Raw genomic sequence first — 15,604 nt, forward strand, 5'->3', positions numbered from 1 at the left:
TCAAAGCAGTGAAAAGATCGCGATTTTCACCCTAAATTTAAGATAGATATTTTGTAGGGTGGGCACTGCCCACCAACACCATTTTCGATTTAGTAATGCAAATATTTGGAAGAGCTATTGTTGACCGATTGGTGTAAAAATGGCGATCCAATCAAACAGTTTAAACTCTTATTGCTTGGCTGTAAATGGTCTGTGGGCAGTGCCCACCCTACATTTCTAATATAAATATTTTGGTTTATTAGTATCGATCGATTCGTGAAGAGATTGTTCGTTCGCGTAGCGTACCGGAGGTAATCGAACAACACAGTTTAAACTCTGATTGCTTCAGCTCTAAATTGTCTGTGGGCATTGCCCACCCTACATTTCTACATTTCTGCTCTACTTCAACCCACCCTACTACTGGTGCGTTACGGCTTGTGCCTAACACACCCTACATTTACCATTCACCATCCACCACTCCCCTACACAATACTTGCTTCCAGTGCCGCTATATCTGGAATGAGCAAAATATCTTGCTTGCGCGAGATTAGTCCTGCGGCTTCCATCTTGGTGAGTACCCGCGTCACCGTCTCGCGGGCTAAACCGCTCATACTGCTGAGTTCGCGATGGGGTAAATTGGGGATTTCCATGCCGTGCGATCCGGTTTTGCCCTGTCCTTCAACCAAAAATAACAGCGTATCGGCAACTCTAGACGCACTATTGGATTCCCGCAGGCGCAGGCGGCGATTGACTTGGCGCAAGCGTCTTGCCATGAGTTGGGCGAGGCGCATTCCGGCTAGTGGCTCAGTTTTGAGCAGTCGGACAAAATCATCCGCTGGGATATTGACGATAGTGGCTGGAGTCAGACTGAGGACATCGGTAGAACGTGGTGCTTGCTCCAAGGCTGCCATCTCACCGACGATTTCCCCTCTCCCGACAATATTGAGCGTGATTTCGCGTCCGTCGGCATTATATGTCCGAATTTTGAGCCAGCCGCTCAACACAAAGTAAACCGAACTACCCCAATCATTTTCGAGTAAGATCATTTGGTTGGCTGGATGATTGCGAATCGCCGCATGAGCTAGTGCTGGGGCGATCGCTGCTGCCGGTAATTCACTCAAAAAGGGGACTGAAGCCATCGCTTCTTGAACTGAGAGCGGTGTCAGTGTCGGCACGTTGTTGTGTCTGTTGTCCATACTATCGGTTGCAATCTGCTGATGGGGAAACGCTCGGTTGGTGCGGCGGTGTCGAACTCACGGAATTGCTATCTGTAGTGAGATTGAATGCTGACCTAACTAGTATTCCCGCAAATCACCCTCTCCCACCATCTCTAGCTATGAATTTACCTAATTCGATCACGCTGTCCCGATTGCTCGGTTTACCTGTAGTAGTTTATTGTCTTTATAGTCACGAGCAAACTGTGCGATGGATTGGGTTGAGCGTATTTGTGGTGGCGGCTGCAACTGACTGGCTGGATGGTTATCTGGCGCGCAAGCTGGATCTGGTAACCGATCTGGGCAAGTTTCTCGATCCCTTGGTAGATAAGCTACTGATCTTGATTCCGTTACTGATCCTCATCGATCTTCATCTGGTACCAGCCGTGGGTGTCTGTCTGATCCTGGCTAGAGAACTGACGATCGCGGGGTGGCGAGTCGGTCAAGCGCAGATTAGTGGTGCCAATATCTGGGGTAAACTCAAGACTACTAGTCAAATCATCGCGATCGCGATGATGATGGCACCCATATCATCGACATCCGTGCCGCTCAGGGTCGATAACTGGCATCTTTACAGTTTGGTGGCTTTTTGGCTAGCTGTTGCGCTCACTCTCATCTCGGGGTTGATTTATCTCGTTCCATCTGAACCGAAGACCTGACAACAAGTGTAGCGATCGAGGATCGAGTATTATTGTCTGCCTAAATTATTTTCAGACGATCTTAATATTTAATTAAGGAAGTCAATCGAGTGGAAGTGATTACAGGTCGATCTCGTTCTGGGATTGAGTTCTAGACTTAGTTACAAAATAAATTTCACCAACTCGACCCCAGTCGCGCTCACATCTTGATGAGATTTAGCTTTACAATAGGTAACAGTGAGTGACCTAAACTGTCAAAGCATCACAGTTAGTCCAACCTCAAACCATTGAGGGGACACTAGTTCAGGCTTAATTATTCTTGGAGTAAGCGATCTGATGGATTATATCGAAAGAGTGCTAGAAAAGTTAAAGCACTGGGCTGGCAAGTTAATTGAAGCACTGCTAGGGCCAGAAATGCAGCCGGAACCTGAATTGATTCCGATTCCGGTTGACGATCGTGCCCGCAGGCTGAGATAGTCTAAGTCCCAGATTTATGACAGATATCGGGGATGAAATATCGCCGCCAGCGAATCCTACGACTAACGATTTAAGCGTATTAGTTTTACATGGTCCAAATCTCAATTTGTTGGGGTTGCGTGAGCCAGGAATTTATGGCGTGTCAACATTGGAGCAGATCGATCGGAAATTGGTAGAAATAGGTCGCTCTCTTCAAATCCAAGTGCATTGTTTGCAGTCAAATCATGAAGGCATCCTCGTCGATGCGATCCATGATGCCCGAGGTCGGTATCATGGGATTGTTGTGAATGCAGGAGCTTACACGCACACTAGTGTGGCGATCCGCGATGCGATCGCTGCTGTCAGTATTCCCACTGTCGAAGTGCATCTGAGCAATATCTACAAACGTGAATCATTTCGCCATCACTCGTATCTAGCACCGCTAGTTATCGGTCAAATTAGTGGTTTTGGTGCGAATAGTTATTATTTAGGTTTACAGGCGTTGGTCGCCCATTTAGCGGCCAGTGAGTGCTAATTTTCAGTGGAAAGGCTAGCGATCGATTGTGAGTTTTGGAGTCGATCGATCCAGATTACTTTTGTTCCAAGTAGCGACGAAATTGACTACTAATCGCATCAATAAAAGTTACTACTACAAGTAAAACCAGCATCATCGTAGTCGCTTTGTTGTATTCAAATCCGCGAATATAGTTGACTAGTTCAAAGCCAATTCCCCCCGCACCCACAACTCCGAGCACGGAGGCAGCACGAATATTGTATTCAAACATATAAAGCGTGTATCCCCACAGGAGGGGGAAAACTTGGGGCATGACGCCATACTGAGCGATTTGTAACCAAGATGCGCCACTAAGCTGTAAAGCTTCCAAGGAATAGCGATCGACAGATTCGATCGCTGTTTGATAGAATTTACCTAAATATCCGACTGTATAAATTCCTAAAGCAAGAGTCCCCGCAGGTGCGCCCAAGCCCGTAGCGGCGACAAAGATCAACCCCAAGATAATTGAGGGAATCGATCGCACGGCATTTTGGATAAAATTAGCACCCCAACGTACCCACCACGGTGCTAAATTGCTTGCCGATAAGATCGCGATCGGGAGAGAGATAATCGCGCCAATTGTCGTTCCCCACAGAGACATCTGGATGGTTTCCAATAATCTCGCCCACGCCACATCGAGGATTGATAAATCTGGCGGAAATAACCGAGAAATAAAATCGGCGATGTAACCACCACTATCTTTTAATGATTTGAGATCGACCTGTAAACCATTCCACGCCCATATATAAACACCAATAACGGTGAAAAATATGAGTATTTTAACAATTGAGTTGGATTTATTCGGCACCGATCGCGTAATTTTCAATTAATTAGTCATCTCTAAGGATCGCACAGCCGCTCGAACTCTGCTTCTAGATTATCGCTACTGCCATGATAAACCACACGACCGCGATCGACAATAATCGCAGTTTGGGCGTAGGTACTAGCCAAAGCGAGATCGTGCAAAACAGTCACAATTGTCATTCCTTCTTGATGAAGATGGGCTAAAGTTTTCATCACCTGCTGGATCGCCATAATATCTAAACCAGTTACTGGCTCATCAGCCAGTAAAATTTGTGGAGAGCGAATCAAGGCTCTGGCAATTGCCACTCGCTGTCGCTGACCGCCACTAAGTTGGTGCGTCGGTTGATAAGCCAATTCACCAATCCCCAATCGATCGAGTAATTTCAATGCGGTATGCTGTTCGCTAGCTGGAAATCCCGTCAAAGTTTGCCATCCAGAAAACGCACCTAATCGCCCACAGAGCACATTATCAAGCGCACCAAGTTGCGGAATCAAACCGCCACCCTGAAATAACATCGCTAGGTGTTGACGTGTATGGGTGAGAGTACGTGGCGTGACGGGGATATCATCAACAAGAATACTGCCTGCGCTCAATGGTAATAATCCGGCGATCGATCGCAGCAAACTAGACTTACCAGCACCATTTAAGCCTAGAACTGCTACAAACTCACCCCGCTTAATCTCACAATCGATCCCATCTAAAATCGGTCGATTGCCGATTTTTGCCTGACTCACTACCTGCTGACACTTAATTATGGGTGGCGCAAGTTCCCTTGATGCTGGCTGTCGATGTAGATCGATTAGGGCTGAGCTAATCTCATTATTTATTTCATCCACTTAATTTTTACCGAACTTCACTAAACTTTTGCTATATTTTGGCGATCGAGAGTAGGAGGGTGGCAACATCCAACCACTAAAAACTTGAGCGATGGTGTGCTACTGCTCCACCCTCTCGACCTTCCCGCAGCGATATTCCGAGAGCGCAAATTGCTGTCAACTGTCAACTATCAACTATCAACTGTCAACTGTTTACGGCTTCATTCCCGCACTCAGGAGCGCGTCAGCAATCGGTTGTAAGTGCTTATCATGATTGACTTCAACCAACTCAGTAGAGTTATACAGAGATCTCAGTAATTGATTATTTTCAGGTCGATTTAATTTCAGCATCGCTGTCACTAACCGCTTTCTCGTACTCACGGGCACATCATCATCGATCGCCACGCCGTGGGCAGGTACGCCAGAGATACTGTATAACACTCTTAAAGTGCTAGCTTCAGCAGGTGTGATGTAGGGCGATCCGAGCGTATATTCTGACACTGCTGCAACATCTGCTTGACCTTTCAATACAGCTTGCAGGGCTTTGTCATAGCCACCACCATAAGTTACCTGTCCAAAGAAACCATTTAACCGATCGCGATCTGGGACGAGTTTTTGTTTGACCAACTCAGCCACCGGGAAAATAAAGCCCGAGCCAGATGTCGGGGAAGTAAAGGCGATTTTCTTGCCCTGAAGTTGGCTCAGCGTAACTTTTCCCGTCCCCGATTTAAGTGGGCTATTTTTGGAAACTACAAAAATTGATTTGTATGTATGCCCACCGGAATAATTCGATCGCACTTCTGCTAGATACATCCGAGCATTGGCTAGTTGTTGCGCTTTGAGTGCTGGGCGACTGCTCAAGAAAGCGACATCCGCCTGATTAGCTCGCAATGCTTCTACTGCTGCGGTATCATCCCCGAACACAGCTTCGACTGGTTGCTGCAAATCTCTACTAAGAAAGTCTGTTACTGCTTTAGCTTTATTCTGGAGGTCTGTGGCACCGGAGCGGGTCGGAAAGACGATTTTGAGTGGTTGAGGTTGGGCAATTGCTGAAGATATCCCACCGACGTTGGCTAAATACTGAGACGCCGCCACACTGCTAACGGTCGCGATGGCGAACCCGATCGCGAATTTGATGTGCTGATTCATTGCTTGCTGTTGGATATCTGAATGATAACTTTAATTATTGATATAATATCGCATTAAAGGTCATCAGTGATGAATTATCTTCAGACTGGGATGAGCGATTTGCTACATGGATCGCTAAGTGTTGCTGCACGGAGTAGGTGGTAAGCTGTCCTGAGCTGAAGGCGATCGCGGGAGGATACAGGAAAACGTGCTACCTTCCCCCAGGACACTTTCTACCCAGATCTGACCGCCGTGTTGCTGGATGATGCTCCGACAGATTGCCAAGCCCAAGCCAGTGCCTTCACCATTGCGGGCATCCGAGCCATCGACTTGCTGAAATCGTTCAAAGATGATCCCCAGTTTGTCCGCCGGAATCCCCCGCCCCCGATCGCGGACTTGAAATAACATCTGTCCGGATCGCTTGGTCGCAGTGAACCAGATCGTACTCGCGCGGGGCGAGAACTTGATCGCATTACTGAGGAGATTGGTAAAAGCTTGAATCATCCGATCGGGATCGACCCAGATTTGACCGCCAGCATCGCTGACACTGAGATGAATTCCCGCCGCCTCGGCTAGTGGCTCGATCTCATCGACAGTTTTCGCCATCAGTGCCGACACTTTGCACACCGATTTGACCATCTGAACCGTCCCAGATTCGATCCGTTCGATGTCGAGAATATCATTTACCAGCCGCATCAACCGATCGGTATTGTCTACCGCGATCGTCAGCAACCGTTTTTGCTTCTGTGGCTGTGGATCTAGCAAGCCACTTGCCAACAGCTTGAGCGCACCATAGATCGATGTCAGTGGTGTCCGCAACTCATGACTGACAACTGAAATAAATTCGTCCTTGATCCGTTCCATCTGATGTCGATTGGTGACATCTAGCACCAACGAAAAAATGGACTGCATCCGACCGCTCGGATCTAACTGCGCCGAGTTATACCATTCACAATTGACGATCGTCCCATCCTGACAGTAGTGACGATTGCTGCTGACATTGCTGACTTCTGTACCAGATATGAGCCGATCCATCACCGCAGCGACCCGTTCGGCATCTTCTGACACCACAAATTTCCATTCGTCGGGATGCTTGCCCACAACTTGTGCTGACGACCAGCCAAAAATCTTTTCAGCAGTAGCCGACCATCGGCTAATCCGAAATTCGCGATCCCATTCGATCGCCGCTAGGGGCGAGTTTTCAAAGTGAAAGTCCAGTTTTTGGAGCGCATCGCGTAACTCATTTTCGATTTGCTGCCGTGCGGTAACATCGCGTAAGATCGTCGTGTAGACTTTTTCTTGTCCTAGTTCGAGATAGGATGTCGAGGCTTCCGCTGGAAATTTGCTGCCATCTTTGCGGATGCCGATGACTTGATATCTAACGCTCTGGGGTTGGGAATTTGGTACGAAGGTGCTCACAAGATCGACAAACTCCTGCGGGAGCAGCAGAGTTAGCGATCGCCCGATCGCGTCTTGAGCCGAGTAGCCAAAGATTTGTTCGGCTCCTTGATTGAAGAGGGTAATCTGACGATCGCAATCGATCGCAATAATGGCATCGCTGGCAATTTCGAGGATACTCGCAAATCGCGATCGCGAGATGTGGAGGGCGATTTCGGCTTTTTGGCGTTCGATCAATTCGAGTTGTAAGCGATTTTTGGTCTGTTGGAGGTCTCGATCGCGTTCGAGCGCGTGTTGTTCGAGTTCGATTTTGGCTAGCCGCAGCTCGGTATCGGTGCGTTCGCGTTCGATCGCGTACCGGATCGAGCGGAGCAGAAGGTTGCTATCGACTTGTCCCTTGATCAGATAATCTTGTGCGCCTTGCTGCATGGCGGAAATCGCCAGGTTTTGGTCATCTAAGCCTGTGAGGACGACGATGGGAATGTGGGGATAGCGATCGTGTAAGTCGATAAATGAGGCTAGTCCCTGGCTGTCTGGGAGGGAGAGGTCGAGCAAGATCGCGTCGAAGTGGGAGCAAGGATCGCCAGATGTGCCAATAATTTCCGCCTCACTCGCTGATAGCTTGGCGATCGCAGCGGCAAGGGTCATCACGGGGACGATCTGACAGCGAGTGGTAGTGACTTCGCGGAGGATTTCTTGCAACAGCCGCGTATCACCAGGATTGTCTTCGATGAGCAAAATGTTGAGAACAGTAATCATGCTGTGCTCCGGTGATAGTTGGTAGTTGATGGTTGATAGTTGATAGTTGAAACCTACTCTTCTTTCAGTGTCAAGTTAGATATTTAGGGTGAATGGTGAATGGTGAATGGTGGATGGTGAATGGTGAATGGTGAATGGTGAATGGTGGATGGTGAATGGTGAATGGTGAATGGTGAATGGTGGATGGTTTGTTGTTTGGGTAGGAAGGAAGTAAAGCCTAATCCCTAAAACCTAAAACCTAAAACCTAAAGCCTAATCCCTAAAGCCTAATCCCTAGCCTCCGGTGGTAGCTCAACGATGGTGAACCAGAATTCTTCGATCGACTGGATAATATGGACAAATTGATGGAAATCTACGGGTTTGGTGATGTAACAATTGGCATGGAGATTGTATGCTTTGATGATGTCCTCCTCTGCTTGGGAAGTGGTGAGTACGATGACTGGAATCCGCTGCAATCGTTCATCTGCTCTGATCTCCATCAGTACTTCGCGTCCGTCTTTGCGGGGCAGATTCCAATCTAATAAGATCAGATCTGGAAGAATGGCGCACTTATGGAGAAAATTCATGGCTTCAACGCCATCCGCTACTACACTTAAATTCACTGCGATCTGGCGGTCGCGGAGCGTCTCCCCAGGGGCGTCGGCTAAGGCAATTCGGGTTAGATTTACATCACCAGGATTGTCTTCCACGAGTAAAATTTCAATGGCGCGGCTGTTGATGGTCATGTTGGACAGAGATCCCACTTTCCGCTGGCAGTATAAAGTAGAATATCGACCCGTAACACTCGGACTGGACTGGCAAAGGCTGTAGCAACGTCGAATCCGACCGCACGGGTGTTGATTCTACCCAGATTGTACCACCATGCCGCTCGATGATTTTTTTGCAAATCGCTAGACCAATGCCTGTGCCTGGGTAGGTGGCTCTGGTGTGTAAGCGTTGAAAGATGACAAAAATCCGATCGAGGTATTGCGGTTCGATCCCGATGCCATTGTCGGCGACAGCAAAGCACCAACTAGCAGCAGTTGTCTTCAGCTCCTCAATGACCGTTGTCGGGATGTGCGGACAGGATAGGTTGAGTGAATTGAGGCGCTGGGCACGAATCTGGATTTGTGGGGGGATGCCGCACCGGAATTTAATTGCATTGGCAAGCAAATTTTGGAAGACCTGTGTCAATTGGGTCGCATCGCCCCAGACGACTGGGAGCGGATCGGCTGAAATGATGGCTCCACTTTCAGTAATCGCGACGTGCAGGTTGGAGATTGCATCCTGGAGTACAAGATCGCATTTGACCCAGCTAAAGGGCTGCTTGCGGCTGCTGAGGCGGGCATAGCTCAGTAATGCCTGAATCAATGCCTGCATCCTGACGGCACCATCGACAGCGTAATCGATAAATTCATCGGCGTCGGGATCGAGTTTGCCCTGATAGCGACGCGAGAGGAGTTGGAGGTAACTAATCACCATTCGCAGCGGTTCTTGGAGATCGTGAGAGGCGATGTGTGCGAACTGTTCTAGCTCGGCATTCGATCGCATGAGTTCTTGACGCTGGAGCTGTTCTTGGGCGAGGAGTTGCGCCTGCGCGAGGGCAATGCCGATTTGAGTGGTAAGTTGGGACACGATCTCCACTTCTTTGGGCTGCCATTGTCGCGGTGCTTGACAGTGATGGACGATCAGTAGCCCCCACAATTCAGCTCGTAAGTAGATGGGGACGATCGCACTAGCTTTGACGGCAAACTGTTGTAAAAACTTGACGTAGCAAGGACTCAAGCTGGCTGTGGTGATATCAGTAATCGTATAAATTCGGCCCTGAGTGTAGCTGTGATGGTAACTGCGATCGAAACAAGGATCGACAATATTACTCCCCATTACGGCTGGATAATCCGCACTCACCTGCTCCTGGACGACAGTACCAGAGCCGTCTGGATTGAGGCGAAAGATGAGAACGCGATCGACTGCCAACAGCTTGTGGACTTCTTCTACAGCTGTTTGGAGGATTTCTTCTAATTGCAACGACTGGCGAATTTTTTGCGAGATTTCGGCTGATAGTCGCGCTTGCTGGCGGAGCCGCACGCGTTCGCTAATATCGATCGATGTCACCCGCGCACCAATGTAATTGCCACAGGCATCGTTTGTCGCGACAATCGTCGCACTGACGGGGACGATGCGACGATCTTTGCACACCATCTCAAATTCGATATCGCTAATCCAGCCGCGTGTTTTGATGAGCGCGAAATTGTCATTGAGTTTCTGCATACTTTCACTAGTCAGCAAATCGGCAATATTTTTGCACCCAATAATTTCGGCTTCCTCATAGCCCAACATTTCCAACTCAGTGCGATTGATCCGCAGGACTTTGCCCGTAGCATCGAGCGAATGATAGCCGCAGGGAGCAGTATGATACAACTCTTCAAATTCAGATACATAGTCGCGCAGTGTCGATTCTGCCCGATCCTTTTTGGTAAAATCCCAACCGACCAACCCGTACAAAAATGTCAGTAATCCTAAATCTAATAATCCCGCGATCGCCAACGCAACTTTGGTATCACTTAAACTTTGGCTTGACTCCCGCTGCCATCGCGCAAGGCTACTGCGTTCGGCTCGATCTAGGCTAGTGACGATTTGACGGATCTGCGCGATCGACTGTTGTCCGCGCTGGGACAGCTCTAACTGACGAGTTGGCAATAGGACGCGTGCTTGGCGCAGATCGATCGTCTCGACCAATTCATCGAGATGTCGATCGATTTGCACCTCCAAGGGGACAGGTATCTGTCGGACAGAGTTTGAGTCAGTGAGTGTGCCTAACTGAGCGCGGATTTGGGCGATATCGATCCGATACGCCGCTAGATACTGGGGATTGTTGGTCGATAGATACTCTCGCTGCCCTAGCTCGATCTCTTTCAATGTTGAGAGCATTTTTACCAAAATATCCACCAACTGACCGCTAGAGATTTGCGATCGATTGTTATTGCTAACTGTATCGATGCTGTGGTAAGCAACAACGGCATTGATCGCCAATACCAATACAGCAGCGATAAATCCGCTCGATACCTTGCCAGAAGTGAGATTTTTCATCAGACGGTTGCTGCTGACGAGTCGAGGAGGGGGAAATTGAGATCTTCATCGCTCACAATTATTTTACGCCAGCGACATTCATAATCGACATCTGTGTCCATAGTCCTGTTTGGCGATAAGTGTCACTGACGTGAGCTTGACAAGCTGCATAAAATATGTAATCCGCTAATACCATGTGCTCATCTTCGCCGAGGAGAGTATCGATAATCGATCGACAGAGACTCGGATCGCTTGGAGTATAATAACCAGCCAAGAGACAATCGATCGCGCGACGGATTTGGGGATAGTATTTGTAGTAATTGTATGGATCGTAGCCATATTCTTTAAATAGGGCTATTTCGGGAATTGCTAGTCCAAACCGGAAGCAATTGTGTTCGCCGACTGTTTGTTGGAGCCAATGATTGGTTTTCCCCAAACTCCCGATCGATATTACTCCATTTACAGCAGCTTGTAATTTATTCAAGTCTAGATCTTCGATTGCTGCGGTGGCGATCTGCTCCGTCAGATCTGCCGCTGCATACAATTGATTTATCAGTCCAGCCGCTGCTGGGAGATAGACTATTTGTAATTTCTCGCTCAACAGGGGACTTGCGGCTACAGTTGTGGCGAGAGCTTGGATCAGACCGAGGATCGCCAGATTACTATCGGCTTCCATCTGCTGCTTGAGGCGATCGTACTGGATTTCATCACCGATCGCTAGATCTCGATCGCTGGCTGCGCTCAAATCGAGATCTACCGCTGTGGCTTCAGCTAGATCGGCAAAAATAAAGGTGCGGTTGCTCAAATCGAGGTGCGGATTTTGCTTGAGGCGATCGACTAAGGTAATAATGTGCAGCAGATTTAATAGTTGGCGTTGATGCCCACCGATCGGAGCTAGCTGAAGATCGAATAGTGAATTAACATTGATCCGAATACCTTGAGCTGCGTACAAGGTATTCGCAAGAATCCGCTTATTTGCCTGCTTAATCGCCCGCCACCGCAATTGAAACAGTGGATTGGTAGCCATTGTTGCTAGCTGCTGGAGGTCTTCTAATTGGGTCATCCAGCGATCGCCGATCGTTTCGGTCACCAAACTGGCGAGGCGCGGATTTCCGGTCGCTAACCACTGACATGGGTTGACGACTAAGGGTCGTTCGCAGTAGCTTGTCCCTGGCGGCATCGTAGTGAGTCGGTTATCGCTCGACCACCGCTGGCGATTTCTGGCGATCGATCGCGGCATGGATGGGGGCGGTAGATATTTAATCCGACGATGGTTGCGACTAGGAAGATAAGACTTGCACGGTAGGTTTGCCAAAACTACTGGCATCGATCCGATCCCACTGCCAATTCCGCTCCGAAAATTAACATTTTCAATCATGATTTAGATTCCTCTGTGGTGTCATCATTCATGTCAAGATTCGATTTATCCTCTCCACCAGAGAATTTAGTTGCATATTTGTCTATCCAACTACTCGATCGGTATTTTAGCTGGGAAATTTGAGGAAGTTGTGAGGATCGACTAGACTTTGCAGTTAATTACTCGCGTATCTACACAAAACAGCACAGAGCGCATCGTGCTCTGTGCTGTTCGGGGATTAATTGAGCTGACTAGAAATCGAAACTAGGTACCAGAAGTCCAAGAGTTGGCATAATCAATCTGATCGGCAGTCAGAGTGTCGATCTGGATGCCCATTGCTTCAAGTTTCATCCGCGCGATTTCTTTGTCCACATGGACGGGGATCGAGTGGATACCTGGAGTCAGTTCGCCTCGGTTCTTGACGAGGTATTCGCAAGCCATCGCTTGGTTGGCAAAGCTCATATCCATCACTGCACTAGGATGTCCTTCGGCTGCGGCGAGGTTGACGAGACGACCTTCACCGATGACGATGATAGATTTACCATTGTTGAGTTTGTACTCTTCAGTAAAGTTGCGGACAGTGCTGACACCAGATGATTTGCTCGATAGAGCTTTGAGATCGATTTCGATATCAAAGTGACCGGAGTTACAGACGATCGCGCCATCTTTCATCGCATCGAAGTGTTCGGCACGGATGATGTGCTTGTTACCAGTGACGGTAATAAAGATATCGCCAACAACCGCTGCTTTTGCCATTGTCATCACGCTATAACCGTCCATGACGGCTTCAATTGCCTTGGTTGGGTCGATTTCAGTCACGATTACGTTTGCACCCATCCCACGGGCGCGCATGGCGGTACCTTTACCACACCAGCCATAGCCAGCGACGACGATCGTTTTGCCAGCGAGGAGGATGTTGGTAGCACGCACGATCCCGTCCAAGGTGGATTGTCCGGTACCATAACGGTTGTCAAAGAAGTGCTTGGTGTCGGCATCGTTGACGTTGACAGCAGGGAAAGTCAATACTCCAGCTTTGAACATCGCTTCGAGCCGCACGATCCCAGTAGTGGTTTCTTCGGTAGTACCGATCAGTTCGCTCAGTTGGTGTTGGCGTTCTTGAACCATCGTTGCTACTACGTCACAACCATCATCGACGATGATATTGGGGCGGTGATCGAGAGCAGTTTGGACGTGGCGTTTGTAGGTGGCTTCATCTTCACCCCGGAAAGCAAAAACCGGAATCCCATAATCGACAACTAGACTAGCGGCAACGTCATCCTGGGTGGAGAGAGGGTTGCTAGCAATCAAAATTGCGTCAGCACCAGCAGCTTTGATCGCGATCGCCAGGTGAGCTGTTTCGGTAGTAATATGGCAACAAGCGACGATGCGAATGCCAGCCAAAGGCTTCTCTGCTGCAAACCGATCCCGAATCTGACGCAGCACGGGCATTTCTCGTCCCGCCCACTCAATTCGTTGCTTGCCCAATGGTGCGAGGGATAAATCCTTGACTTCGTGTTTTAGTGCAGTTGCTATCATAGATGCCGTCTCTAAATATATATAAACTTCTAGCTTTCCTATAGGTTACAGGAAATTATTGAATTTATCACTCCGCACGATCGACTACGGTCAGCCGAAAATTAGTAATCGTCCCTAAGTATTTGTGCGGAGCCATGAATTGGTAGCATCATACCACTGTCGATCGAAAATAGGAGTGGGCAAGATCTATCTGACTAATCGATCGCTGCTATTAAAGTAAAATATTAACTCGCTCTCACAATTAGTATCGATCGCCGCTAGGAAAATCCCCCCCAACCCGCCCTTATAAATCTTGTAGATGTACACTTCGGCAACCAAATCATTTAGCTACCACCCCCCTGCATCCGCCCACAACGCCGAACACATCCTCGTCAAACCAAACCTTGGTTATCCCGTCGCCGCACCCGTAACAGTGAGCATGGGCATACTGAGTCAAGTTTTGCAAGCACTCCGTCAAGCTAGCCCCACCGCCAAAATCTCGATCGTCGAAGGCGTATGTTCTCCCGTCAGCCTTCACGATATTGCCAGCAAAAATGGGCTGTATGCCCTGTTAGATGAAGGTATGGAGCTACTCGATGCCGATACACTTCCACTCATCGAATACCCCAATCTTTCCCCCACTCCGATGAGATTTAAAACGATGTGGGCACCCGCACTACTTCAGCAAGTAGACTGTCGAATTACCGTCGGTGCATTCAAGCGGACAATGCTCAAAAACCAACCCCTAATTTCCGCCTCGCTCAAAAACCTCTATGGACTCTTCCCGAGATCGAAATACCACGCCCGCAGCCTCAATTCACGCGGACAACTCCACCAACCCTCCGTCCCCAAAATCCTCCAAGATGTCTACTTCTCCATCGGACATCTTTTTGATGGTGCTGTAGTAGATGCCGACTTGCGCTTTATCAGCCCCGACTGGAAACCCGATCGCGGCAAAACAATCGAGTTTGGTAAAATATTCGCAGGTACCGATCCGATTGCTGTCGATCGAGCCGCCTGTGTCGCCGCTGAAGAAGCAATCCCTGACTACCTGGACGCGATCGACAAACTCCGACAACAGTCCAAGTAAAAAACCCACCAGCAACTTCTCCGCGTTCTCCCCTAACTCCGCGCCCTCTGCGTAATATGAAACTCCTCTTCGTCTGTCTCGGTAACATCTGTCGCTCCCCTGCCGCTGAAAATATCATGAATCATCTCGCGGCTGAAGCTGGTATGAGCAGCCAGATCGAGTGTGACTCTGCTGGTACTGGTAGCTACCATATTGGCAATTCACCCGATCGGCGGATGCAAGCCGCCGCCGCCAAACGAAATTTGCCCATGATTGGCAGTGCTAGACAATTTACCACGGCGGACTTCACCGCATTCGATCTCATCTTCGCGATGGATCGCGACAATTATCAGAATATTATCGCCCTCGACCCCCAAAGGCAACACCAGGACAAAGTTAAACTGATGTGTGATTTTGCCACCCACCACTCAGACAAAGAAGTCCCCGATCCCTACTTTGGGGGTACAGAAGGCTTTGACTACGTTCTCGACCTACTTACAGACGCCTGTAGCGGATTGCTTTCCCAGCTAACATCGACAGACATCAACAATGTTTAGCAAATTGCTTTGTATTTTTAATTACCTATGCTAGTATTAGTAACTGTGAAACAAATGGGTCGATGGCCGAGTGGTTAATGGCGGCAGACTGTAAATCTGCTGGGAGACCTACGCTGGTTCAAATCCAGCTCGGCCCACTTTCACAAACGCCCTCATAGCTCAGTGGTAGAGCACTTCATTGGTAATGAAGAGGTCATGAGTTCAAGCCTCATTGAGGGCTTCGGGTTATAACATAAGCAGAGTAAGGCTTTCAACAGACAAATCGATGTCATGAGAGCCGATTTTTGCTGTCTGTGTACGGGAAAATATGTGC

14 protein-coding genes and 2 tRNA genes are annotated in these 15,604 nt (G+C 48.7%); 7 read left to right on the forward strand and 9 right to left on the reverse strand.

Going from position 1 to position 15,604, the window contains the following annotated elements; all coding sequences use genetic code 11:
* Window positions 1–461: 461 nt before the first annotated feature.
* Window positions 462–1,175 (reverse strand): Crp/Fnr family transcriptional regulator, encoded by a 714-nt coding sequence (locus ACEW9I_RS07125; RefSeq protein ID WP_373539659.1) that lies wholly within the window; start codon window positions 1,173–1,175, stop codon window positions 462–464.
* A gap of 140 nt (window positions 1,176–1,315) precedes the next feature.
* On the opposite strand from ACEW9I_RS07125, the gene pgsA reads away from it, so the two are divergent.
* The 3 genes from pgsA (at window position 1,316) to aroQ (ending at window position 2,822) form a co-directional block, all read left to right on the forward strand.
* Window positions 1,316–1,852: a CDP-diacylglycerol--glycerol-3-phosphate 3-phosphatidyltransferase gene (gene pgsA, locus ACEW9I_RS07130; protein ID WP_373539672.1), complete on the forward strand. Its 537-nt coding sequence runs from the start codon at window positions 1,316–1,318 to the stop codon at window positions 1,850–1,852.
* A 315-nt stretch (window positions 1,853–2,167) separates the two neighbouring features.
* Entirely contained in the window at window positions 2,168–2,308 is a 141-nt protein-coding gene (locus ACEW9I_RS07135; protein WP_373539660.1) for a hypothetical protein, read from the forward strand.
* A gap of 16 nt (window positions 2,309–2,324) precedes the next feature.
* Complete coding sequence (aroQ, locus tag ACEW9I_RS07140) at window positions 2,325–2,822, forward strand: type II 3-dehydroquinate dehydratase (RefSeq protein WP_373539661.1); 498 nt, start codon at window positions 2,325–2,327, stop codon at window positions 2,820–2,822.
* Window positions 2,823–2,877: 55 nt separating this feature from the next.
* Here aroQ and phnE read toward each other — a convergent pair whose 3' ends face one another.
* The 8 genes from phnE to ahcY form a co-directional block, all read right to left on the reverse strand.
* Window positions 2,878–3,648, reverse strand: a complete 771-nt coding sequence (gene phnE, locus ACEW9I_RS07145) for a phosphonate ABC transporter, permease protein PhnE (protein ID WP_373539662.1) — start codon at window positions 3,646–3,648, stop codon at window positions 2,878–2,880.
* Window positions 3,649–3,680: 32 nt separating this feature from the next.
* Window positions 3,681–4,400, reverse strand: a complete 720-nt coding sequence (locus ACEW9I_RS07150) for a phosphonate ABC transporter ATP-binding protein (protein WP_373539673.1) — start codon at window positions 4,398–4,400, stop codon at window positions 3,681–3,683.
* Window positions 4,401–4,673: 273 nt separating this feature from the next.
* Window positions 4,674–5,609: a phosphate/phosphite/phosphonate ABC transporter substrate-binding protein gene (locus tag ACEW9I_RS07155; protein WP_373539663.1), complete on the reverse strand. Its 936-nt coding sequence runs from the start codon at window positions 5,607–5,609 to the stop codon at window positions 4,674–4,676.
* 114 nt (window positions 5,610–5,723) lie between these two features.
* Window positions 5,724–7,745, reverse strand: a complete 2,022-nt coding sequence (locus ACEW9I_RS07160) for a PAS domain S-box protein (RefSeq protein ID WP_373539664.1) — start codon at window positions 7,743–7,745, stop codon at window positions 5,724–5,726.
* A gap of 266 nt (window positions 7,746–8,011) precedes the next feature.
* A complete protein-coding gene (locus ACEW9I_RS07165; RefSeq protein WP_373539665.1) occupies window positions 8,012–8,470 on the reverse strand; it encodes a response regulator in 459 nt (152 codons plus the stop codon).
* On the reverse strand, window positions 8,445–10,814 hold the full coding sequence (locus tag ACEW9I_RS07170; RefSeq protein ID WP_373539666.1) for a GAF domain-containing protein: 2,370 nt from the start codon (window positions 10,812–10,814) through the stop codon (window positions 8,445–8,447). The genes ACEW9I_RS07165 and ACEW9I_RS07170 overlap by 26 nt, the downstream gene beginning before the upstream one ends.
* A 58-nt stretch (window positions 10,815–10,872) precedes the next feature.
* Window positions 10,873–12,171, reverse strand: coding sequence for a glycogen/starch/alpha-glucan phosphorylase (locus ACEW9I_RS07175; protein WP_373539667.1), 1,299 nt, complete (start codon window positions 12,169–12,171; stop codon window positions 10,873–10,875).
* A gap of 243 nt (window positions 12,172–12,414) precedes the next feature.
* Window positions 12,415–13,686 (reverse strand): adenosylhomocysteinase, encoded by a 1,272-nt coding sequence (gene ahcY, locus ACEW9I_RS07180; protein ID WP_373539668.1) that lies wholly within the window; start codon window positions 13,684–13,686, stop codon window positions 12,415–12,417.
* A 298-nt stretch (window positions 13,687–13,984) separates the two neighbouring features.
* Between ahcY and ACEW9I_RS07185 the strand changes: the two genes are divergently transcribed.
* From ACEW9I_RS07185 to ACEW9I_RS07200, 4 genes are all read left to right on the forward strand, one after another.
* Window positions 13,985–14,755, forward strand: coding sequence for a DUF362 domain-containing protein (locus tag ACEW9I_RS07185; protein WP_373539669.1), 771 nt, complete (start codon window positions 13,985–13,987; stop codon window positions 14,753–14,755).
* A gap of 56 nt (window positions 14,756–14,811) precedes the next feature.
* On the forward strand, window positions 14,812–15,291 hold the full coding sequence (locus tag ACEW9I_RS07190) for a low molecular weight protein-tyrosine-phosphatase (protein WP_373539670.1): 480 nt from the start codon (window positions 14,812–14,814) through the stop codon (window positions 15,289–15,291).
* Between the two features lie 56 nt (window positions 15,292–15,347).
* A tRNA-Tyr gene (locus tag ACEW9I_RS07195) sits at window positions 15,348–15,428 on the forward strand.
* An 11-nt stretch (window positions 15,429–15,439) separates the two neighbouring features.
* Window positions 15,440–15,511: transfer RNA gene (locus ACEW9I_RS07200), tRNA-Thr, on the forward strand.
* Window positions 15,512–15,604 lie beyond the last annotated feature (93 nt).

It is taken from the genome of Chamaesiphon sp., assembly GCF_041738855.1.
Lineage (GTDB): Bacteria > Cyanobacteriota > Cyanobacteriia > Cyanobacteriales > Chamaesiphonaceae > Chamaesiphon.

Coding starts and splice junctions, on each gene's coding strand:
- ACEW9I_RS07125 (WP_373539659.1), bottom strand. CDS start 1,175: ATGGACAACAGACACAACAACGTGCCGACACTGACACCGCTCTCAGTT.
- pgsA (WP_373539672.1), top strand. CDS start 1,316: ATGAATTTACCTAATTCGATCACGCTGTCCCGATTGCTCGGTTTACCT.
- ACEW9I_RS07135 (WP_373539660.1), top strand. CDS start 2,168: ATGGATTATATCGAAAGAGTGCTAGAAAAGTTAAAGCACTGGGCTGGC.
- aroQ (WP_373539661.1), top strand. CDS start 2,325: ATGACAGATATCGGGGATGAAATATCGCCGCCAGCGAATCCTACGACT.
- ACEW9I_RS07155 (WP_373539663.1), bottom strand. CDS start 5,609: ATGAATCAGCACATCAAATTCGCGATCGGGTTCGCCATCGCGACCGTT.
- ACEW9I_RS07160 (WP_373539664.1), bottom strand. CDS start 7,745: ATGATTACTGTTCTCAACATTTTGCTCATCGAAGACAATCCTGGTGAT.
- ACEW9I_RS07165 (WP_373539665.1), bottom strand. CDS start 8,470: ATGACCATCAACAGCCGCGCCATTGAAATTTTACTCGTGGAAGACAAT.
- ACEW9I_RS07170 (WP_373539666.1), bottom strand. CDS start 10,814: ATGAAAAATCTCACTTCTGGCAAGGTATCGAGCGGATTTATCGCTGCT.
- ACEW9I_RS07175 (WP_373539667.1), bottom strand. CDS start 12,171: ATGATTGAAAATGTTAATTTTCGGAGCGGAATTGGCAGTGGGATCGGA.
- ahcY (WP_373539668.1), bottom strand. CDS start 13,686: ATGATAGCAACTGCACTAAAACACGAAGTCAAGGATTTATCCCTCGCA.
- ACEW9I_RS07185 (WP_373539669.1), top strand. CDS start 13,985: ATGTACACTTCGGCAACCAAATCATTTAGCTACCACCCCCCTGCATCC.
- ACEW9I_RS07190 (WP_373539670.1), top strand. CDS start 14,812: ATGAAACTCCTCTTCGTCTGTCTCGGTAACATCTGTCGCTCCCCTGCC.